Raw genomic sequence first — 20,672 nt, 5'->3', positions numbered from 1 at the left:
TGCAACCCCACCAGCCCCCGCGCGGCGTACCCGCCCACCTCCCCCGCGTTAATCTCCACCCCGGGGCTGAGCACCCGTTGGGGGGGCGGGGGGGACCCCCCCCGGTAGCGGTCGGCGACCTGCCCGCTGATCAGCGGGAACCACACCAGCAGCAGGAGACCGGAGAGAGCCGCCGGAACACGGACGTACATCGTCCGGTCCCGGTGGCCCCTCACATCCAGCGTCTTCGCGCCGGCCCGGTCCGCGCCGGCGTACAGCGGTACGAGCACCAGGTCGTGCAGCACGGCCGCTCCCACGAACCAGAGCGCCACCCGGGTCCAGTCGTCCGCGAGCAGCCGCACCCCCGCGTAGGCGGCCAGCGCGAACGAGAAGGCCAGCAGGAGGAGTTGGAACGGGCTGCCGATCAGTTCCCGGCCGGGCCGCCTGCGCGTCGCGGGGCGCGCCGCGCCGCGCCGTCGTCGCGGGTGGAGTCGGCGCGGATCGAATCGGCGCGGATCGAATCGGCGCGGGTCGAGCCCGGCCGGGCCAGGGCGTCGCATCACAGGTCTCCGAACGTCATCCGGGCCACCCACTTGGTGTTCAGCACACCGGGCGCGGCCGGGACGATGACCCGTGCCGGGTAGCCGTGATCGGGGGTCAGATCCGCGCCGTTGACGAGCAGCGCGAGCAGGGAACGCGGATCGCGCACCTGGTTGTCCCGCAGGGCGGCCACCCGGAACGCCCCGTGCCGCTGCAACGACTCCACGAGCAGGTCAGGGGCCGCGTCCGTCTCATAGCCGACGAGGCCCGCCAGGTCGCGCAGCCGCACTCCCCGCCACCACTGGTCGGACGTCGACCAGCCCTCCACGCAGGCGATGGGCAGCGCGGCGCCGTGCAGGGGAAGTCGCAGAAGGTCGTCACGGCTCAGCCGGACAGTCCGCCCGTTCCCCGTGACGACCAGGCGCCAGGCCTCGTCACTCGTCTCCGTGGTGGTGATGCCCCGCGAGGCGGCCGTCTTGTTGATCTGGAAGCCGCCCGGCCCGGAGCCCGGTTCGGCGCCGCCGTGCGGGGCCAGCAGCGCCGTGTCCCGCAGCGGCCCGTCGAAGCCGTGGCCCGCGGAGGTGGCGGCAAGGAGCAGGGATCCGCCTCCGACGAACCCGAGGGCCCCGCGCCGCGAGACGGTGGGCGGCAGCGGGTCCGGGGACACCAACTCGTCCTCGGGTCTCGCCGGTTCACCCGTTCCGGCCGGTGAGCTCGCCGCTTCCCGCTCGCCCGGGCGACGGAGCCGGCGCAGGTTGCGGAACGCCGTCGGCACGCGCAGGACCGCGTGCGCGACGAACGCCGCGATGAACACCCAGGCTCCGTAGAAGTGCAGCGTGTAGAAGGAGCCGGGGAAGACGTAGTCGAGCTGGATGTTCAGCACGCCGGTGGTGAACTCGAAGAGCGCGCCCCCGACCAGGAGCAGCAGCGAGAGCCGTTCCAGGGCGTGCGCGAGCGAGCGGGCCGGGGGCAGCGCGAACAGTCTCGGCAGGACCGACCACAGCTTGGCCAGGAGGACGGGGATCAGCGCGAGGCCGAGCGTGACGTGGACGCCCTGGGTGAGGCGGTACAGCCAGACCGGGCCGGTCGGCCAGGGGAAGAGGTAGAACCCGAGGATCCCCTTGTCGGGGGTCTTGTCGTTCACGGCGGAGAGGTTCGGGTTGTACGCCGCGTACGACAGCAGCCCGGTCACGAACAGCACCGTGATGCCGGCCAGGAGCACCACGCCGAGCACGGAGGTGAACCAGGGGCCGCGCAGCGGGCTGCGCCAGAACGCGGGGGACGAGGGAGACCGTGGCATGCCCCGACCGTAGGCCGCGGGCACCCCCCGAACGGGTTCTCAAACCATGACGAAACCCTGACGTCCACCTCAGTGGCCGCTGTCGCGGGCACCTCCCGGCCTAGCGTGCGAGGAGTGAACCGCGACCTCCCCCGCGATCTGCCGCGCACCCGCCCCGATGACGTTCCCGGGGCCGTTCCCGCGCCCCCCGACCAGGAAGACGTTCTTGACGTTCTTCCCACGCACCCTGACTCGGCAGTCCCCCACGCTCCTCCCACGCCCCCCGACCGGGCGGTTCCCCAAGCCCTTCCCACGGACGCCGCTCCCCGGAACCCGCCGCCGGTCCTGTCCCGGGCCCGGTCCCAGGCACGGTCCCCCGGGCTGTCCCGGACGCTGCTGGACGAACGGCCCCGGGACACCCGGCGCGACCTGGCCGCCGCACTGGCCGCCGCCCTGCTCGTGCTGACGGCGGCCGTGGTCGGTTACGTCATCGAGCACCGCGACGGCACGCTGTTCGTGAGCGCGGCTCCGCTGCTCGGGCGCTGGGGGCCGCACGCCGGACCCGGTACCGCCGCCGCGGTCGCCGTGGCCGTCGCGGTCGTGGCGTACGGACCCGTCCTCGCCGCCCGGCTGCCCTGGCGGGGGCTGCTGCCGGCCGTGTGGGGCACGACGACGGCGTGGACGTTCTCGCTCGCGCTGATCGACGGCTGGGAGCGGGGCGTGGCCCGGCGCCTCACCACGCGGTACGAATACCTCCAGGTCATCTCCCCGGTCGACCGCTTCCACGACATCCCGGCCGCCCTGCGGGACTTCACCCACCACATCCTCCTGCACTCCCCCGGCCACTGGCCCGCGCACGTCGCCGGGCATCCGCCGGCCGCCACCCTCACCTTCGTCCTCCTCGACCGGGCCGGTCTCGGCGGCGGGGCCTGGGCCGGCGTCTGGTGCGTCACCGTCGGCGCGACGGCCGGGGTGGCGGTGCTCGTCGCCGTGCGGGCGCTGGCCGGTGAGGCGCTCGCCCGCCGTGCCGCGCCCTTCCTCGCCCTCGCCCCCGCGGCCGTATGGATGGGCACCTCCGCGGACGGCTACTTCGCGGCCGTCGCCGCCTGGGCCCTCGCCCTGCTGGCCCTCGCGGTCACGGGACACCGGCCGCGGACGGCCGGCCTCGCCTCCGGTCTCCTGTTCGGCCTCACCGCGTATCTCTCGTACGGCCTGACGCTGATCTCGTTGATCGCCGGCGCCGTCCTGCTGCTCGGGCGCCGCTCCAGGCTCCGTCCGCTGCCGTACGTCCTGGCCGGACTCACCGTCGTACCGCTGGTGTTCACCCTGCTCGGCTTCAACTGGTGGGAGGCGTACCGCCTGTTGGTCACCCGCTACTACGAAGGAGCGGGCGGCATCCGGCCCTACGGCTACTGGGTCTGGGCGAATCTCGCCTGCACGGTGCTGATCACGGGACCGGCGACCGCGGCGGGACTGCGCAGGGCCGGGGTGGCGGCCGGACGGATCGCGGCGACGGTACGGCCCCGGCCGGCCTCGGCACCGGCGGGCCGGTCTCCCGTGCCCGCGCTGCCGGACCCGGCCGCCGGGGAACCCGTACGTCTCGCCGTCCTTGTCGTCGCGGCGCTGCTGGCCCTTCTCGTCGCCGATCTCTCCGGCATGAGCAAGGCGGAGACCGAGCGCATCTGGCTGCCGTTCGCGCTGTGGCTGCTCCCGGCGGGCGCGTTCCTCCCCGGGCCCCGTGCCTGGCTCGTCGCCCAGGCGGCGACGGCGCTGCTCCTCAACCACCTTCTGCTGACGGGCTGGTGACCCTCGGCTGCGCGAGGGCCGCCCCGAAGACCAGGCCGACGGCGATGGCCGTGACGATCGTGACGAGTTTCAGCAGGTCGCGGAAGCCCTCGATGACGTACCCGCCGGCCAGGGTGGTCAGCCCCCGCATGCCGAGGGAGCCGACGGTGAGGGTGAAGAAACCCGGCAGGAGCAGGACGAGCCGGGGCGGCTGGTGCGGGCGCAGGGTCAGCCGGGCCGTGACGGCGGCCAGGACGGCGGCCGCGGCGAACGTTCCGCCCGTCTCGCCGATCGCCTTGGTGGCCAGGGACTGCACGGCCACGGTGAGGTACACCAGCACGAGCAGGAGCCCCAGCAGCCGGAAGGGGACGGCGAAGGCCAACAGGGTGCCGACAGTGAAGACGATCCAGCTCAGGAAGAGGGCCCAGCGCGGCAGATCGGAGGCGGCGGCGATGTCGAAGAGGGCGCGGGTGGAGGTGCCGGTGAGGAACAGGCCCAGCAGGACACCGACGTAGAGCTGTACGAGGAGGAACGCGGAGTAGACGAGCCGGATCGCGCCGGTGGTGGTGTAGCCGGCGGCGAGTTCGGCCGCGGCGGCGCTCAGATAGTCGCCGGGGACGAAGAAGAAGAGCGCGGGCAGCATCAGCAGGACCGGGCCGCCGTGCGAGGCGTCGCGGGCGAACACCTCGACGGTGATCACGGAGACGGTGGCCGAGACGACCAGCGGGAGCACCGTGGCGAGCCGGGGGATCCGGTCCGCGGTGACGGCCGGCGCGGCGGCGACGGTGCCGAGGACCGCGGTGGCGCCCACCTCGTACCACGTGGACTGCATCAACGGCGCGAAGCCCAGCGTGAACAGGACGATGCCGAGCAGCTTGAGCCACCACGGGTAGGGCGGCCGGGACGACTCGATCGCGGCCAGCCTCCGGTCCGCCTCGGCCACGCCGATCCGTCCGGCGCCGACGTCCTGGACGAGCGGTTTCAGCGCGACGACCCGATCGAGCCGGAAGACCTCGGGGAAACCGCGCAGGGTCACCGTGCGGGAGTCGCCGCGGGTGCTGACGGTCAGGGCCGCGCCGTCCGGCACGAGAAGGACGGAGGCGTCGGCGCCCAGCGCGCGGGCGGTGTGCCGGACGGTGCGCTCGATGAGGGCGGCTCCCTCGCCGCTGGACCGCAGCAGCAGCCCGGTCAGCCGGGCCAGGAAGGCGGCGACGTCGTCCGGGGCGGCCTCCGTGTCCGGTCTCATCGGCCGCCTCCCCTCGACGTCCGGCCCGCCACGCGCCGGGATGCCCGCGCGGACCCGCGTCCAGCCTGCGGACCCCCCGTCCGCCCCGGCCGGCGAAGCGACCCGAACGGGTGAGGAGGCCGGCCGTCCGACGCACCACCGCCGCGGCGCTGTGAACCGCCTCAACCCGCCAGGGGCGTTGCTCACCCGGACGGGCCACTCGGCGCCACCCGGACGGGCCACTCGGCGCGCGGTGCCCGTCACTCGCACGAAGGCTGGCCTCATCGCTTTCGACTCGGGAACGGGGAGGCGTCCGATGAGCTCGATGAACATGCCCGCGGACGCACCGCGGCAGAGCGCGCGGACCGCCCGGGCCGCGGTCCCGGCGGCGCCGAGGCTCACCTGGCTGACGCTGGCCCTCATGACGACCGCCTCGGTCGCGAGCCTGCGGGCCGCCCCCACGATGGCGGTGTACGGCCTGGCCTGTGTGTTCCTCTACCTGCTCCCGGCGATCGTGTTCCTGCTGCCGACCGCCCTGGTCTCGGCGGAGCTGGCCTCGGGCTGGAACGGCGGCGTCTACCGCTGGGTGAGCGAGGGACTGTCCAAGCCGCTCGGATTCCTCGCCGTGTGGTGCCAGTTCGCGATGACGATCTTCTACTACCCGAGCCTGCTGGCCTTCGTGGCGAGCACCATCGCGTACATCATCGATCCCGCCCTGGCCTCCAGCGGTCTCTACACCGCGATCGTCATCGTGGTCCTGTACTGGACCGGCGTCTGGGTCTCCTCACGCGGCACCAAGGCCCTCGCGGGACTGTCCAGTTGGGGCCTGGTCATCGGCACCCTGGTGCCCGGCACGATCCTCGTCGTGCTCGGCATGGTCTTCCTGGCCCAGGGCAACCCCTCGGCCGCGCCCATGACGGCCAGTCATCTGCTGCCGGCCTGGACGGGCCTGGCCAGCCTCGTCCTGATCGTCAACAACTTCCTCTCGTACTCCGGCATGGAGATGAACGCCGTCCACGTGTCGTCGCTGAAGGACCCGGCGAAGGAATACCCGAAGTCGATGTTCCTGGCGATGGGCCTGGTGCTGCTGATCTTCATCCTGCCCGCGCTGGCGATCAGCTGGGTGGTGCCCGCCGACCAGACCAGCCTCACCGCCGGTGTCATGCAGGCGTTCGACGCGTTCTTCTCGTACTTCGACATCGGCTGGATGACACCGATCGCGGCGGTGATGCTGATCTCCGCGTCGCTGGCCGGCATGCTGACCTGGCTCGCCGGCCCCTCCAAGGGCCTGCTGGAGATCTCCCGCAGCGAGGGCTATCTGCCGCCGTACCTCCAGCAGTTGAACCGGTTCGGCGTCCAGCAGAACATCCTGGTGACCCAGGGCGTCGTGACCACGGTGATCGCGCTGGGCTACGCGTTCATCCCGAACGTCTCCAACGTGTACTGGATCTTCTCGACGATCACCACGCAGGTGTACCTCATCGTCTATCTGCTGATGTTCGTCGCGGCGATCCGGCTGCGGAAGAACCAGGCCGACCACCCGCGCGGCTACCGTGTCCCGGCCCTCAACCTGGTGTGCGTCGTCGGCTTCCTGGCCTCGGCCTCGGCCATGGTCATCGGCTTCGTGCCGCCCTCGCAGTTCGGCGGCAACAGCGTCCTGCTGTACGTCGTCATCATCGGCTCCGGCCTCGGCATCCTCGGTCTGCTGATCCCCTGGGCGTTCCTGAGGTTCCGCAAGCCGGGCTGGCAGACGGAGGCCGCACGCGAGGAGGAGGCGGGGGCATGAGTCCCACCCGGTTCGCATCCGAGCACAAGTGGCTCTACTACGGCGCGATCGTCGTGCTGCTCGGTCTGGTCGTGGCCGGCCTCGTGCGCTACTCGGCCATCACGACGAACAACAAGGCCGTGAGCAAGGCCAACCAGCTCGCCGACGCCGCGGTGGAAGCCGGACTGCCGCGCCCGGACACCGAGTTGATCGCGAGCCTCCTGGGCACCGACGGCGGCCTGGTCTGCGACGATCCGGCCAGCGCCCTCAAGTCGGCGCTGTGGAAGATCAATGTGTCCAACGGCGCCGCGTTCGTCGGCCAGCGGCCCGTCATCGGCGACGGCAGATCGCTCCGGGCGGAGGCCACGATCATCGAGATCTACTGCCCGGAGAAGCTGGACAAGATCAATGACAAGCTCGACGACCTGAAGACCGACGACACGGTGAGGCGGTGACCGTGTCCGAACTCGCCGGGAGGATCGCCGGGTTGATGGGCCGGGCCAGGACCGATCTGGCCGAGCTGGTCGCCGTCCCCTCCGTCGCCGATCCGCGCCAGTACCCTCCCGAGGAGTGCCGCCGGGCCGCGCAGTGGGTGGCCGACGCGTTCACCGAGGCGGGACTCCACGACGTCCACCTCGCCGAGACGCCCGACGGGAGCCACGCGGTCATCGGCCACCGCCCGCCGCCGCCCGGCGCCCCCACCGTCCTGCTGTACTGCCACTACGACGTGCAGCCGCCGCTGGACGACGACGCCTGGACCACCCCGCCCTTCGCGCTCACCGAACGCGACGGCCGCTGGTACGGGCGCGGCACCGCGGACTGCAAGGGCAACATCGTGATGCACCTGACCGCCCTGCGCGCGCTCGGCGACGACATCCCGGTCGGCCTGAAGTTCGTCGCCGAGGGCTCGGAGGAGCAGGGCACGGGCGGCCTGGAGCGTTACGTGGCCGAGCACCCGGAGCAGTTCCTCGCCGACGCGCTGCTCGTGTGCGACACCGGCAACGCGGAGGTCGGCACGGGCACCGCCACCGTCACCCTGCGCGGCCTCGCCAACATCGTCGTCACGGTGGACACACTGGCCGGAGAGATCCACTCGGGCATGTTCGGCGGCCCCGCCCCGGACGCGCTCGCCGCGCTGATCCAGATGCTCTCCACCCTGCGCGACCCGGCCACCGGCGCCACCCGTGTCGACGGACTCGGCTGCGAGGGCGTCTGGGAGGGCGTCGGCTACGACGAGGAACAGTTCCGCGCCGACGCCGGCGTCCTGGACGGCGTCCGGCTCACCGGGACCGGCACGGTCGCCGACCGGCTGTGGGCCCGCCCCGCCGTCACCGTCCTCGGCGTCGACTGCCCCCCGGTCGTCGGCTCCGCCGCCGCCGTGCCGGCCACCGCACGGGCGCGGGTGAGCCTGCGGATCCCGCCCGGCACGGACCCCGCGGCCGCCCGCGCGGCCCTCACCCGGCATCTCACCGAGGCCGCGCCCTGGGGAGTCCGGGTCGGCGTCGCGGACGAGAGCGCCGGCGCCCCCTTCCGGGCGGCCACCGACGGCCCCGCCTACACGGCGCTCGGCCGCGCCATGAACGAGGTCTACGGCAGGCCCATGGCCTTCCTCGGCCAGGGCGGCTCCATCCCGCTGTGCAACGTCCTCGCCGAGACCTACCCCCGCGCCGAGATCATCCTCATGGGCGTGGAGGAACCCAAGTGCCTCATCCACGCGCCCAACGAGAGCGTCGACCCGGCCGAGATCGAACACATGGCCCATGTCGAGGCGCTCTTCCTCCGCGCCTACGCGGCCACCGGGGGCCGCGGCCGCTGACTCCCGGCACGGACCGGACGTGTTCCCCGGCCCTAGCGTTCCCCGGCCCGCGCGGAAGGACCTCGGCCGCCCTGCACAGAAGCCTCGTGCGCAGAAGCCTTCTTGATCGCCTCACGGATGCGGGAGTAGGTGCCGCAGCGGCACACGTTCTCGATACGGTCGATCTCGGCGTCCGTGGGGTGCGCCGTCTTCTCGAGCAGGGCCGCGGCGGCCATGATCTGGCCGGGCTGGCAGAAACCGCACTGGGAGACGTCGCAGTCGAGCCAGGCCTGCTGCACGGGGTGCAGACGGTCGCCGTCGGCGAGACCCTCGATGGTGGTGACCTCGCGGTCCACGCAGTCCGCGACCGGGACGACACAGGGCTGGATCTCCGCACCGTCGAGATGACTGGTGCAGGCCCGGCAGACCCCGACACCGCAGCCGTACTTGGGCCCGGTCACATCCAGCAGGTCGCGCAGCACCCACAGCAGCGGCATGTCCGCCGGTGCCTCGACGGTGACCTGTCTCCCGTTGACGACGAAGGAGTAGGACGGCATCAGCACTCTCTCCGGAGCGGCATCGGTACTCGCACCTCTTAACGGGTCTCGGAAGCAGATCGGGAAGAAGCCTCGGAACGAGGTCTCAGAAATCGATCGGGAAACGGCGGGGACGTGTCCCCGTCGCACGGGCGTAGGCGTTGGCCACCGCTCCGGCCGCCGCGGGGACACCGAGTTCGCCGGCCCCTCCGGGCTCCCCTCCGGAGGGCATGATGTGCGCCTCGAAACGCAGCGGGGCGTTCCGCTGACGGGCCCAGCGGAAGTCGGCGAAACTGCCCTCGCGGACGGCGCCCGCGTCAAGGTGCAGGCCGGCCGTGAGCACGGTGGAGATGCCGTCGACCGCGGTGCCCATGAGCTGAGCCTCGAGTCCGCGCGGGTTGACGGCCGTTCCGACGTCGGCGGCCATCACGACCTTGGTGACCCGCGGGTTCTTCGGGTCGCGGGCGTCGATCTCGACGAGACAGGCCACGCAGGAGCCGTACTCCTCGTGCACGGCCATGCCCTGAGCCTGTCCGGCCGGCATGCTCCGGCCCCAGTGTCCGGCCTCCGCCGCCCGGTCGAGCACGGCCCTGACCGCCTTGCCGCGCAGCGTCGTACGCCGGAAGGCGACCGGGTCCTGTCCGAGGCTCCGCGCGATGTCGTCGACGACGATCTCCTCCGCGGTGCGCACGGTCCCGGAGTCCACGGAACGCCAGGCGCCCAGCGGCATGGCCAGCCCCGTCGATCCCGAGTCCCCGGAGACACGGCCGAAGTTGTAGAGCCCGCTGTCGCTGGGCAGCGGACCACCGGCCCGGGCGCCCATGGTGGTGACACCGCCCTGCGTGGTGACGCCCGGCTTCTCGTACGACTCGCTCACCGACGCCGTCATGTGGGTGAACGCCACCACCCGGCCGCCCGCGTGGCTGGCCCGGATGCGGTGGTGGCTGGCCGGGCGCATCCGGCCGTGCCGCATGTCGTCGGCCCGGCTCCACATCAGCTTCACCGGACGGCGGGCGGCCTTGGAGACGAGGGCCGCCTCGACCGCCGCGTCGTAGGTGAGCCGCCGCCCGAACGAGCCGCCGCCGCGCAGGACATGGACCCGGACCTTCGAGGCGGGCAGCCCGGTCACCGAGGCGATCGTGTCGCGCGCGTCCATCGGCGTCTGGGAGGAGAACCAGATCTCGGCACTGTGCTCCCGTACGTCCGCGACCGCGGTCAGCACCTCCATCGGGGCGTGCCCGACGAAGGCGAACTCGAACTCGCCGCCCACCTGCCGGGTGCCGAGCAGCGGGGTGCCGAGCGGCGGGACGGCGGCCCGCAGCCGAGCCCGTACGTCCGCGTCGGACAGTGCCGCGAGCGGGCCCGGCGACCAGGTGATCCGCAGGGCGTCCCGGGCCTTGAAGGCGTGGTGGAAGGTGTCCGCCACGACGGCGACCCCGCCCTCGATCCTGACGACCGCGTGGACGCCGGGCAGCGCGCGGGCCGCCCGGTCGTCGAGCGAGCGGACCTTCCCGCCGAGCGTCGGCGGCCGGGCCACCACGGTCGGTTTCGCCCCGGCCACCGTCAGGTCGCCGGTGTACTTCGCCCGGCCGGTCACGATGTCCCGCGCGTCGATCCGGGACGTCGGCCGCCCGATCACCCGGTGCCGGGAGGCCGGCTTGGGGTCGGTGGACACGGCGGGCCGGTGGATCAGGGCGGCGGCCGCGGTCAGCGATCCGAAGGTGGCCGTGCGGCCGTCGGGCGCCACGACCATGGTGTCCCGCGTGCGCAGCGCCTTCGGGGGCACGTGCCAGCGCCGGGACGCGGCGGTCACCAGTTTGGCGCGCGCGGTGGCGGCCAGCGCGCGGGCGGGCCCGTACAGCGAACCGACGGAGTTCGAGCCGCCGGTGAACTGGTTGCCGCTGCTCCGGGCCTCGGCGAGCGGGATCTCGACGTCGGCGAGCCGGGCGTCCAGCTCCTCGGCGATCATCATGGCGACCGCGGTGGTGATGCCCTGGCCGACCTCGACCCGCGGCAGCCGGACGACGACCTTGTTGGCCGCGGTGACCTCCAGGACCAGCATCTCGTCGTCGGTGCCGGTCGCCAGGACATCTGACGGCCCCGCGGTGGGCTCGGCGCTCTCCGCCGGGGAGGTGTCGCAGCCGAGCGGCGCGGCGACGGTCAGGGTGGACGCCGCCAGCGTGTGGACGATGAATCTGCGGCGGGACAGCTGACGGGCCAACGAAGGCTCCTCTCCGAGCCGTCCGGGAGCGTACGACTGGTAGGAGGGGCGGATCGGCCGTGCGGTTCCCGCTGAACGTGTGCGGCGTCCATTGCGTCCCCGTACCACCGGATCGCGGACGGGGAGGATCACATGAACAAGCGGAGCAGGATCAGGGCGACCGGCGGCGTCGTGGCGGCAAGTGCCGTGGCGCTCGTGGCGGTTCAGGGGTCGAGCGGCGGCACGGGAGGCAAGGAAGCGCCCGTTGCGGAGCGCACGACCGTGTGCGTCGGCACCCGGCCGACGCACAGTCTGCCCGGCAGGGAATCCTCCCTGCTCAGGGTGACGATCTACATCGACAAGCAGGGCGCGTCCCGCTACAGGAGCGTCTTCACCAGCGTGTCGGTCGACGAGCACAGGAACACCGTGACCGTGTACCGCATCCCGTCCAAGGCGTTCGACGCAGACATCTGCGGTCACGCGGAGAAGGGGGTGAAGGTGCGGATCCACGACTCGGACGTCACCCGGCGGCAGCTCAACACCATGGTCGACCGGGTCGGCGACGACATGGACCGCTGGGACGGCCGGTTCGCGCTGTACACGGTGGGCCTCGACGGCAGTGGCCATGTGGTCTTCGGCGTCGACGACCGGGCGACGGCCGAGCCGATACTCAAGAAAGCCTTCGGGAAGTTCTGGGCGAGGCACATCCTGGTCGAGCACACGGGACAGCCGACGCTCGACTGACGGCGGCGACGGTCCGGGGCGGGGCCCTTCGCCCTGTCCCGGGACGGCCGGCGCCCTCCGGGGGTCCGGCTTGCAGGTGCGAGGACCGGCTGCCTATCGTCGCGCGTATGCAGTCCTACACCATCGGTCAGGCCGCCCGGCTCCTCGGCGTGAGCCCCGACACCGCCCGTCGCTGGGCGGACGCCGGGCGGGTGGCCACCCATCGGGACGACAGCGGACGGCGCCTCATCGAGGGCCGCGACCTCGCCGCGTTCTCGGTGGAACTGGCCGGAACCAATGGCGAGGAGGGCGTCACGTCCTACACGTCCGTCCGCAACGCCTTCCCCGGCATCGTCACGGCCGTCAAGCTCGGCGATGTCGCGGCCCAGGTGGAGATCCAGGCGGGACCCCACCGGCTGGTCTCCCTGCTGACCCGGGAGGCCGTCGAGGAACTGGGCCTGGAGGTCGGTGTGGAGGCCACGGCCAGGGTCAAGTCGACCAACGTGCACATCGACCGCGCCTGACCGGCCGCCGGGCGCGCACGTTCAGCCGGGGATCCCGGCGGTCCAGGACGGATAACGGCCGTCCACCCGGATGCCGTTGATGCCGCTGATGTGCCGGGCCCCGCACCGGTCCTGCGGCAGGACCAGTTGCGGGCCGGCCCGGTCCAGCGGCGTGCCGTCGATGCCGACCGCGAGCAGCACCGGAGTGTCCGCGAAGTCGGGGTCGATCTCGGCCCAGGTGAGCAGGGCGTGGTGGCCGTCCGCGCCCGCCACCGCGATGAGGAAGCGCAGCCGGTCCTTGCGACGGGACGGATCGAAGCGGGGGCCGGCGTCCCGCAGCACGTCGTGCAGCAGCGGGCCCTCGAAGCCGTGGTGGCGCACACCGCTGGTGGCGCACTCGAAAGCGACCCGCACATGGTGCTGGGGCCAGGCCAGCAGGTCGGGCACGGTCAGCAGGACGGGCCGGGCGAGGTCGCCGCTCAGAGCGATTTCCGCGAGCGGGGGAGCCGGCGGCGTCGGCTGTGTCAGGGACTGGCTCACTGGACGGCACCTCCCGGTGGACGGTACCCCGCGGGCGACCCGAGCCAAACGCACATGCGTACATCCGAAGCCCGTGGGCACAGCTCATGCGATGCGACAGGAGACTTACAGCTCGCATATGCGGAAGTATGATCAGGCCATGGCAGAACGTGAGCTCAGGACTGAGGATCACGACGGAGGCTCCAGCGAGCCTCAGAGTCTTCGAGGGAGTAGATCCGTGACGACCCGATCCGCGCGCCGGACCCGCCGCACCACCCGGACCCTTCAGGTGGCCGGCATCGGTGCCGCCGCGCTGCTGGCCCTGAGCGCCTGCTCCTCCTCCGACTCGTCCGACTCGACGGAGAAGGCGAAGGGATCGACGGCGTCCTCCTCGCCGAAGGTCTCCGGCACGGTGACCGTGTTCGCCGCCGCCTCCCTCAAGGAGAGCTTCACGGCCCTCGGGCAGCAGTTCGAGAAGGCCCACCCGGGCACCGAGGTCACCTTCAGCTTCGGCGGCAGCGACAGCCTCGCCGCCAGCATCACGGGCGGTGCGCCCGCGGACGTCTTCGCCGCGGCCAGCCCCAAGACGATGGCCATCGTGACCGACAAGGGCGACGCGGCGACCACCCCCGAGACCTTCGTGCGCAACCAGCTCGAGATCGCCACCCTGCCCGGCAACCCGGACAAGATCTCCTCCCTGAAGGACCTCACCAAGTCCGGCCTCAAGGTCGTCCTGTGCGACAAGACCGTGCCCTGCGGCGCCGCCGCCCAGAAAGCGCTGGACGCGAGCAAGCTGAAGCTCACCCCCGTCTCCTACGAGCAGGACGTCAAGAGCGCCCTGACCAAGGTGGAGCTGAAGGAGGCCGACGCGGCGGTCGTGTACAAGACCGACGTGAAGGCCGCGGGTGACAAGGTGGAGGGCGTGGAGTTCCCCGAGTCCGCCGACGCCGTCAACGACTACCCGATCGCCCTCCTCAAGGACGCGCCCAACACCGACGCGGCCAAGGCGTTCATCGAGCTGGTGCGGTCCCCGGAGGGCCAGCGGGTGCTGACGGAGGCCGGTTTCCTGAAGCCCACGTCCTGACCCCTGCCGTCCTCGTCCTGCCGTGGTCCGACACACGCCGCATCCGTCGGACGACGGCCCGGCACGCGCCGCATCCGTCCTGCCGTGGTCCGGCACACGCCGCCCCGTCGGACGACGGCCCGGCGCGTGCCGCACGGTGGACTCTCCCGTGCGGCGCGCCCCTTGAAGCGAACACCCTGAACGCCGTCTCCTGAAACCATGAGTGATCCCGTGACCTCGCCCGACACGTCCGGCACCCCGGCCGCCGACACCCTCGCCGGTGGACCGCGGCGCGGGCGCGGGCGGACGCCGGGCCGGGTGCGGGGCGGACCGCCGCTTCCCCTGCTGCTCCCCGCCCTCGTGGGGCTCGTGTTCCTGCTCCTCCCGCTGCTCGCGCTGCTCGTACGGGCGCCCTGGCGCAGCCTGCCGGAACAACTGGCCAAGCCCGAGGTGTGGCAGGCCCTCCAGCTCTCCCTGTTCTCGGCCACGGCGGCCACCGCGGTGAGCCTGGTGCTCGGGGTGCCGCTCGCCTGGCTGCTGGCCCGTACGGAGTTCCCGGGCCGCGGGCTCGTCCGGGCCCTGGTCACCCTGCCTCTCGTCCTGCCTCCGGTGGTCGGCGGTGTCGCGCTGCTGCTGGCCCTCGGCCGCAACGGCATCGTCGGGAAGCTGCTCGACTCGTGGTTCGGGATCACGCTGCCCTTCACGACGGCCGGGGTGGTCGTGGCCGAGGCGTTCGTGGCGATGCCCTTCCTGGTGATCAGCGTGGAAGGCACCCTGCGGGCCGCCGACCCGCGGTACGAGGAGGCCGCCATGACCCTCGGCGCCTCCCGCTTCACCGCGTTCCGCCGGGTCACCCTGCCCCTCATCGCGCCGGGCATCGCCGCCGGTTCCGTACTGGCCTGGGCCCGCGCCCTCGGCGAGTTCGGCGCGACGATCACCTTCGCGGGCAACTTCCCCGGCCGTACCCAGACCATGCCGCTGGCCGTCTATCTGGCCCTCCAGAGCGACCCCGACGCGGCGATCGCCCTGAGTCTCGTCCTACTCCTGGTGTCGATCGCGGTACTCGCCGGACTGCGGGACCGCTGGATGACGGCGGCGTCATGACGCAGTCGAGTACGAGCCCGATGGGTGAGGTGATCGCGTCATGACCGAGGTGAACCCGGCGGCGAAGGACGCGCCGTCCGGCACGGGCCTCGACGCCCGTCTCGTCGTCCGGCGCGGCTCGTTCCACCTCGACGTCGAACTGTCCGCCGCCCCCGGTGACGTCGTCGCGCTGCTCGGCCCGAACGGCGCGGGCAAGACGACCGCGCTGCGCGCGCTGGCCGGGCTCACCCCGCTGTCCGAGGGCGGCCGGCTGCTGCTGGACGGCGCGCGTCTGGACCGTACGCCGCCGGAGTCCCGCCCCGTCGGCGTCGTCTTCCAGGACTACCTGCTCTTCCCGCATCTGTCCGCGCTCGACAACGTCGCCTTCGGGCCGCGCTGTCAGGGCGTGCCCAAGGCGGAGGCCCGCGCCCAGGCCGCCACGTGGCTGGAGCGCATGGGCCTCGCCGCGTTCGCCGGGACCAAGCCGCGCCGGCTCTCCGGCGGACAGGCGCAACGGGTCGCCGTCGCCCGCGCCCTCGCCACCCGCCCCCGGCTGCTGCTGCTCGACGAACCGCTCGCCGCGCTCGACGCCCGTACGCGGCTGGACGTGCGGGCCCAACTCCGGCACCATCTGGCCGACTTCGAGGCCGTCGCCGTCCTCGTGACGCACGATCCGCTCGACGCGATGGTGCTGGCCGACCGGCTCGTGGTCGTCGAGGACGGCCGGGTGGTCCAGGAGGGTGGCCCCTCGGACATCGCCCGCAGGCCGCGCACCGACTACATCGCCCAGTTGGTCGGGCTCAACCTCTACCGGGGCGAGGCCGAGGGTCACACCGTACGGCTGGAGGCGGGCCCGGCGATCACCACGACCGAGCGGCTCGACGGGCCCGTCTTCGTGGCGTTCCCGCCGGGCGCCGTGACCCTCCACCGCGACCGCCCCACCGGCTCCAGCGCACGCAACCTGTGGCGGTGCCGTGTCGCGGGGCTGGAGACGCACGGCGACCAGATCCGCGTGGACCTCACCGGCGGACTCCCCCTCGCCGCCGACCTGACGACGGTCGCCGCGGCGGAACTCGGCCTGCATCCCGGCTCGCCCGTCTGGGCCACGGTGAAGGCGGCCCAGACACACGCCTATCCGGCGTAGACCCTCGCCTGTACCCTCGCCTACGTCCGCGCCGGGACCGCCGTCGCGCGGACCATCACGCAGTCGAACTCCACCACCCGGCCGGTCGCCTCCTCCCGCGACACCGGGTACATGCCGGTGATCTCGAAGCCGCGCTCCTCGTACACGGCGATGGCCTCACCCATGCGGGGGCTGCCTTCGTACAGCCGCAGCGTCGCGACCTCCGACTGCATGCCGACGAACTCCGCCGCGCGTTCCCCGGCGCCCGCGAACACCTCCAGGTCGTAGCCCTGGGTGTCCATCTTGAGATAGGGGCGGGGGTCGTCGATCCCGGCGAGGGCCGTGTCCATCATCCCGTCGAGACGGCGGACCTCGATCTCCTCCGTACGGGTCTTGGCGAAGCGCTTGTAGCGGTCCTTGCCGTAATCACTGGGCGGCAGAAGGGAGTTCATGGTGTTCCAGCCCACATGGATGGACTGAGTGGTGTCCTCGCGGCCGAGACCGATCCGGTGCACCTGCCAGTCGGGGTCCCCCTCGGCGGCCTGCCGGAGCTTTCCGAAGGCCTCCGCGGTCGGCTCGAAGGACACGATCCGGCCGGTGTAGCCGAGGCGGCGCAACTGGCGCCCGTACTGACCGGAGTTGGCGCCGACGTCGAAGACGCAGTTCACCTCGTACCGCTCCAGCAGGGCGGTGACGTGCTGCCCGCAGAGGTAGGACGCGGCCGAGAGCTGGAACTTGCGTTCGTCGGCCGCCGTCTCCTTCTCGTCGAGCAGGAGACGGGCACCGGTGCCCCCGAGCGGCACCTGCTTCCAGGCCGCCGCACGCCCCCGCAGCACCAGATCGGCGCCCTTGCCCAGTTCGACGCGTCTGCGCACCCCGCGCCGGTAGACCACCGCGGCTCCCGATCCGAGGTCCAGCACCTGCACCCCTATCCGGGGAAGCAGACCTAGCAGCTTTCTGTGAAGGGTCGCCATGAACCACACCCTGTCAGACATTCCCGCGTGTCCACCGGCAGTTGGTTGAACCGCCTTTCGACCACGTGATAGAGGCAGGGGATGACCTCTCCTGAGACCGGGATCCCGGCACTGGCCGCCGCACTGGGCATGAGCCCCCACCCGGAGGGCGGCTGGTTCGTCGAGACCTGGACGGCGCCCCAGGCCTTCCTGCCCGACGGCTACCCCGGACCCCGCGCCGCCGCCTCCGCCATCTACTTCCTCCTCACGCCCGGCGACACCTCCGCCTGGCACACCGTCCGCTCGGACGAACTCTGGCTGTGGCACCGCGGCGGACCCCTCGACATCCTGCTCGGCGGCGACGGGACCAGCCCCCAGTCCACCCCGCAGGTCGTCCGCCTCGGCCCCCGCGTCGAGGCCGGGGAGCGCCCCCAGATCCTCGTCCCGGGCGGTGTCTGGCAGTCGGCCCGGCCGGCCGGCGACGAAGAGGTTCTGGTGAGCTGCGTGGTGGCGCCCGGCTTCGACTACGACGACTTCCATCTCCTGGACTCCGGTCGCTGAAGGGGCCGTTGGCGCTGAATGGGCAGTTCAAGCGGCAACCGGGCGGCCTTCTGACGTTCCTTGGCGGCTTTGTGACGCGGGTCGTTGGTTGCGGATCACCCGGGTGGGGCATCACCCGAGAGCAGGACCGGCCGCGCACCGTTCAGCGCGGGGTCCCGGTCGACGGGGACGGAGCCGTCGGCCGGGTGCTTGCCGTCCTGGGAGGGGGAAGAGAGGTGTCAGTCATGCGTGCGCACCAGCGCACCGTCCGACCGACCGCCCGCGTGGAGTACACACTGCCGCGTACGGCCGTCTCGGCGGGCAGGGCCCGCAAACTGACGACGGCGTTTCTGACCCGGCCACGGTCACGGCTCGCCGCGCCGACCGCGGACCAGGTGGACGACGCCACACTGATCGCCTCCGAGCTCGTCGCCAACGCCGTGCGCCACGGCCGCAGCGGTTGCCGGCTGCGCCTGCAACTGGGGCACGGGCGGGTGACCGTCGAGGTCCACGACGACAGTCCCGGACGGCCGCGGATCGGCGCGCTGGACACGGAATCGGAGAGCGGCCGGGGCCTGGCCATGGTCCAGGAGCTCGCCCACAGCCTGGAGATCGTCAGCACGGGCTTCGGCGGCAAGACCGTACGGGCGGTGCTGGCGGTGCGGTAGCGGCTCGCCGAGATTCTGGGTTTGACGCCGCCGAAAACGGGAACGCGAACCGAAAATTCATCGCAATTTCAATGACCGCGAAAAAGCAGACGGCCGGCGTCCGCACCGTGTGGTGCGAGCGCCGGCCGTCCAGTGTCCCGGACTAGGCGGGGACGATGTTCTCCGCCTGCGGGCCCTTCTGGCCCTGCGTGACGTCGAAGGTCACCTTCTGGCCTTCCTGGAGCTCACGGAAGCCAGAGGTGGCGATGTTCGAGTAGTGAGCGAAGACGTCAGCGCCGCCGCCGTCCTGCTCGATGAAGCCGAAGCCCTTTTCCGCGTTGAACCACTTCACGGTGCCAGTAGCCATGTCAAATCTCCTTCGGGGCTAAGCTCGCAGATCCACACCTCGTGAACCCGCGCTGCCGCAATGAAGCCCCAACCGGAATGCACCGGAAAATCTTTGGGAACCACAACTGCAACTGAAATCGACAGTAGCACGCCGACCGTCGCGAAGCGGGCGCACTATCTCACCCCGCCACGGGGAATATCAAAACCTCGCGGACCCGTGCACCAAATCCTGTATCGGCCGGAGCAGATATTCGGACCCCGCCGGGAAGCACCCGCCCAGGACCGCCCGGAAACACCCGCACAGGGCCCCTGCGGACACGCCCCAGAGACCGTTTCAGGCGTCCTGTGTCGAGCCGCGCAGCTCCGCGTTGATCCGCAGAGCCTCGTCGAGGCTGTCCTCCAGCGTGACGATTCTGCAGGCCGCCTCGACGGGCGTGCCCTGGTCGACGAGGTCCCGGGCGCGGGCGGCGATCCTGAGCTGGTTGCGGGAGTAGCGGCGGTGGCCGCCCTCGGAGCGGAGGGGGGTGATCAGCCCGGCCTCCCCGACGGCCCGCAGGAACGCCGGGGTGGCGCCGATCAGCTCGGCCGCGCGGCCCATCGTGTAGGCGGGGTAGTCGTCGTCTTCGAACCGGTGGGTGGGGCTCATGGTGCTTCCCTGGGGCGCATGCATCACCTTCCACTCTGGCAGATCGTCGCCGGTACCGGCGGGGGGCACCCGGCACCGGCCCGGTGACATCCGCGCGCCCCACTCACCCGGACGGCCCGGTGCGCTGGTGGGGGGCGGTGGCCGGTGGTGGCGTGGAGGGACACAGCCCGTCCTCGGGACCGTCCTCGGGAGGCCCTCGCATGATCCGTCCGTCCTGTCTCCTCGCGTCCGCCCTGACCGCGGGGATGCTGCTCTCGACGGCCGCCTGCTCGAACGGCGGAGGTGACGGCGGCGGCTCCGGCCGCACGGACTCCCCCGCGTCCCCGGCGTCCACGGTCCCGGCCTCTCCCGTGGCCGAGGGGACCGGTGCCGCGAAGGCCTCGCCCTCCCCGTCCGTCCGGGCACTCACCGAGGCCGAGGCGCAATCGGCGCTGATCACCAACTCCGACCTGGGGTCGCAGTGGGACGAGTCGAAGGGTGTGGCGGCCTGGCACGACGCGCTGCTCAGGAGCAAGGTCGACGCCTCGGCCTTCGTCACCGACAAGGGGAACGCCCAGCAGTGCCAGAAACTGCTGGACGGCCTGTACTCCGAGGACCTGCTCGGCAAGCCGCGGGGAGCCGGTGCCGTCACCGGCTTCGACGACAGCGACAACGACGCCCAGATGCGCTACGAGGTCGCCTCGTACGGGAAGAGCGCCCTGGACACCGGTTTCGACTGGCTCAAGACGCTGCCGGACGTCTGCGACGAGTTCACGGCCGTCAACGGCAAGGGCGACAGGCAGACCGTCCAGGTCGTCTCGACACATCTGCCCGATGTGGGCGACGCACGCCAGGGCCTGCAGGTGACGATGAGCGGTGAGCTGGAGGGCGACCCCGAGACGCTGACCCTCGACTTCGCGGCGGTGCGGGTCGGCGACAGCGCCCTGTCCCTCACCAATGGTGGCCTCTCGGGCACCGAGCACCAGTCGACGGAGCAGGCGGTCCAGGCGGGCACGAACCGGCTGAAGGACGTCCTGGCGGGGAAGTCGCCCGCCCCGACACAGGGCTGAGGAGCGGCCGCCGCCCGGACGCACCACGGCCCGGGCAACCTTTGAGGGGGCTGCCGCGGGCCGGAGGTGTCAGTGGGTGCGGTTCAGAGCCGGTCCATTCGGGTGTAGGGGCTCAGGACGCGGACCTGGCGGGCGCCGAAGTCGACGAGCATCGCGATGCCCTCTTCGACGCCGACGATCGTGCCCAGGCCGTACTGGTCGTGGGAGACGCGGTCCCCGAGGCTGAACACCTTGGCCACGGGGACGACGGGTGCAGCGAAGGGGCTGGTGGGCAGGTGGCGCCGGGGCGCGGAGGATTTACTCATCGTGATTCCAGTATGGGCCCTATTCCGGCGGGCGGTAGGGCTTGATGGTCTCGATCGCGCTCCGAC

At 72.0% G+C, this 20,672-nt stretch carries 22 protein-coding genes; 12 read left to right on the top strand and 10 right to left on the bottom strand.

The window, feature by feature from the left end:
- Together ACFXGX_RS16000 and ACFXGX_RS15995 are read right to left on the bottom strand one after the other, a co-directional pair.
- A partial coding sequence (locus ACFXGX_RS16000) for a hypothetical protein (RefSeq protein ID WP_384790569.1) occupies nt 1-539 on the bottom strand: 539 nt, incomplete at its 3' end.
- A complete protein-coding gene (locus ACFXGX_RS15995; RefSeq protein WP_384790566.1) occupies nt 539-1,819 on the bottom strand; it encodes a molybdopterin-dependent oxidoreductase in 1,281 nt (426 codons plus the stop codon). The genes ACFXGX_RS15995 and ACFXGX_RS16000, both read right to left, overlap by 1 nt.
- Before the next feature lie 372 nt (nt 1,820-2,191).
- Between ACFXGX_RS15995 and ACFXGX_RS15990 the strand changes: the two genes are divergently transcribed.
- A complete protein-coding gene (locus ACFXGX_RS15990; protein ID WP_384790717.1) occupies nt 2,192-3,604 on the top strand; it encodes a hypothetical protein in 1,413 nt (470 codons plus the stop codon).
- Here the strand turns inward: ACFXGX_RS15990 and ACFXGX_RS15985 are convergent.
- Nucleotides 3,576-4,829: a threonine/serine exporter ThrE family protein gene (locus ACFXGX_RS15985; RefSeq protein ID WP_384790563.1), complete on the bottom strand. Its 1,254-nt coding sequence runs from the start codon at nt 4,827-4,829 to the stop codon at nt 3,576-3,578. The two genes, ACFXGX_RS15990 and ACFXGX_RS15985, sit on opposite strands and share 29 nt — an antisense overlap.
- Before the next feature lie 295 nt (nt 4,830-5,124).
- On the opposite strand from ACFXGX_RS15985, the gene ACFXGX_RS15980 reads away from it, so the two are divergent.
- From ACFXGX_RS15980 to ACFXGX_RS15970, 3 genes are read left to right on the top strand one after another with little or no spacing between them, the layout of a single operon-like run.
- Nucleotides 5,125-6,594 carry an APC family permease gene (locus ACFXGX_RS15980; RefSeq protein ID WP_384790560.1) on the top strand — a complete coding sequence of 490 codons (1,470 nt, stop codon included), beginning with the start codon at nt 5,125-5,127 and terminating at the stop codon, nt 6,592-6,594.
- Nucleotides 6,591-7,028, top strand: a complete 438-nt coding sequence (locus ACFXGX_RS15975) for a hypothetical protein (protein WP_384790558.1) — start codon at nt 6,591-6,593, stop codon at nt 7,026-7,028. The genes ACFXGX_RS15980 and ACFXGX_RS15975 overlap by 4 nt, the downstream gene beginning before the upstream one ends.
- Nucleotides 7,025-8,389, top strand: a complete 1,365-nt coding sequence (locus ACFXGX_RS15970) for a dipeptidase (RefSeq protein ID WP_384790555.1) — start codon at nt 7,025-7,027, stop codon at nt 8,387-8,389. Before ACFXGX_RS15975 ends, ACFXGX_RS15970 begins: the two co-directional genes overlap by 4 nt.
- 32 nt (nt 8,390-8,421) lie before the next feature.
- Here ACFXGX_RS15970 and ACFXGX_RS15965 read toward each other — a convergent pair whose 3' ends face one another.
- Entirely contained in the window at nt 8,422-8,925 is a 504-nt protein-coding gene (locus ACFXGX_RS15965; protein WP_384790552.1) for a (2Fe-2S)-binding protein, read from the bottom strand.
- Nucleotides 8,926-9,010: 85 nt separating this feature from the next.
- The gene (locus ACFXGX_RS15960) at nt 9,011-11,095 is read right to left on the bottom strand and encodes a molybdopterin cofactor-binding domain-containing protein (RefSeq protein ID WP_384790714.1); all 2,085 of its coding nucleotides are present in this window, start codon (nt 11,093-11,095) and stop codon (nt 9,011-9,013) included.
- Between the two features lie 162 nt (nt 11,096-11,257).
- Between ACFXGX_RS15960 and ACFXGX_RS15955 the strand changes: the two genes are divergently transcribed.
- Nucleotides 11,258-11,848 (top strand): hypothetical protein, encoded by a 591-nt coding sequence (locus ACFXGX_RS15955; protein WP_384790549.1) that lies wholly within the window; start codon nt 11,258-11,260, stop codon nt 11,846-11,848.
- A gap of 107 nt (nt 11,849-11,955) precedes the next feature.
- On the top strand, nt 11,956-12,351 hold the full coding sequence (locus ACFXGX_RS15950) for a molybdopterin-binding protein (RefSeq protein WP_384790546.1): 396 nt from the start codon (nt 11,956-11,958) through the stop codon (nt 12,349-12,351).
- Between the two features lie 21 nt (nt 12,352-12,372).
- Here ACFXGX_RS15950 and ACFXGX_RS15945 read toward each other — a convergent pair whose 3' ends face one another.
- A complete protein-coding gene (locus ACFXGX_RS15945) occupies nt 12,373-12,870 on the bottom strand; it encodes a molybdopterin-dependent oxidoreductase (RefSeq protein ID WP_384790543.1) in 498 nt (165 codons plus the stop codon).
- 217 nt (nt 12,871-13,087) lie between these two features.
- On the opposite strand from ACFXGX_RS15945, the gene modA reads away from it, so the two are divergent.
- From modA to ACFXGX_RS15930, 3 genes are all read left to right on the top strand, one after another.
- Entirely contained in the window at nt 13,088-13,933 is an 846-nt protein-coding gene (gene modA, locus ACFXGX_RS15940) for a molybdate ABC transporter substrate-binding protein (protein WP_384790540.1), read from the top strand.
- A gap of 198 nt (nt 13,934-14,131) precedes the next feature.
- Nucleotides 14,132-15,016, top strand: coding sequence for a molybdate ABC transporter permease subunit (gene modB, locus ACFXGX_RS15935; RefSeq protein ID WP_384790537.1), 885 nt, complete (start codon nt 14,132-14,134; stop codon nt 15,014-15,016).
- Nucleotides 15,017-15,056: 40 nt separating this feature from the next.
- On the top strand, nt 15,057-16,139 hold the full coding sequence (locus tag ACFXGX_RS15930) for an ABC transporter ATP-binding protein (RefSeq protein WP_384790533.1): 1,083 nt from the start codon (nt 15,057-15,059) through the stop codon (nt 16,137-16,139).
- Between the two features lie 20 nt (nt 16,140-16,159).
- Here ACFXGX_RS15930 and ACFXGX_RS15925 read toward each other — a convergent pair whose 3' ends face one another.
- Nucleotides 16,160-17,092, bottom strand: coding sequence for an FkbM family methyltransferase (locus ACFXGX_RS15925; protein ID WP_384790530.1), 933 nt, complete (start codon nt 17,090-17,092; stop codon nt 16,160-16,162).
- Between the two features lie 81 nt (nt 17,093-17,173).
- On the opposite strand from ACFXGX_RS15925, the gene ACFXGX_RS15920 reads away from it, so the two are divergent.
- Both ACFXGX_RS15920 and ACFXGX_RS15915 read left to right on the top strand, forming a co-directional pair.
- On the top strand, nt 17,174-17,632 hold the full coding sequence (locus ACFXGX_RS15920; RefSeq protein WP_384790527.1) for a cupin domain-containing protein: 459 nt from the start codon (nt 17,174-17,176) through the stop codon (nt 17,630-17,632).
- Nucleotides 17,633-17,856: 224 nt separating this feature from the next.
- Nucleotides 17,857-18,279, top strand: coding sequence for an ATP-binding protein (locus tag ACFXGX_RS15915; RefSeq protein ID WP_382783580.1), 423 nt, complete (start codon nt 17,857-17,859; stop codon nt 18,277-18,279).
- Between the two features lie 142 nt (nt 18,280-18,421).
- Here ACFXGX_RS15915 and ACFXGX_RS15910 read toward each other — a convergent pair whose 3' ends face one another.
- Complete coding sequence (locus ACFXGX_RS15910; RefSeq protein WP_020871138.1) at nt 18,422-18,625, bottom strand: cold-shock protein; 204 nt, start codon at nt 18,623-18,625, stop codon at nt 18,422-18,424.
- A gap of 315 nt (nt 18,626-18,940) precedes the next feature.
- Entirely contained in the window at nt 18,941-19,276 is a 336-nt protein-coding gene (locus ACFXGX_RS15905) for a MerR family transcriptional regulator (protein WP_384790522.1), read from the bottom strand.
- A gap of 176 nt (nt 19,277-19,452) precedes the next feature.
- Here ACFXGX_RS15905 and ACFXGX_RS15900 point away from each other — a divergent pair, with 176 nt between their 5' ends.
- Nucleotides 19,453-20,301: a hypothetical protein gene (locus ACFXGX_RS15900; protein ID WP_384790519.1), complete on the top strand. Its 849-nt coding sequence runs from the start codon at nt 19,453-19,455 to the stop codon at nt 20,299-20,301.
- Between the two features lie 83 nt (nt 20,302-20,384).
- Here the strand turns inward: ACFXGX_RS15900 and ACFXGX_RS15895 are convergent, their stop codons facing one another.
- The gene (locus ACFXGX_RS15895) at nt 20,385-20,606 is read right to left on the bottom strand and encodes a hypothetical protein (RefSeq protein ID WP_384790516.1); all 222 of its coding nucleotides are present in this window, start codon (nt 20,604-20,606) and stop codon (nt 20,385-20,387) included.
- Nucleotides 20,607-20,672: the final 66 nt, after the last annotated feature.

This window comes from Streptomyces sp. NPDC059371 (assembly GCF_042751995.1).
In the GTDB taxonomy this organism is placed as follows: domain Bacteria; phylum Actinomycetota; class Actinomycetes; order Streptomycetales; family Streptomycetaceae; genus Streptomyces.
The sequence above is the reverse complement of the archived record's forward strand: the minus strand, read 5'-3'. Positions and strand labels throughout refer to the sequence as shown.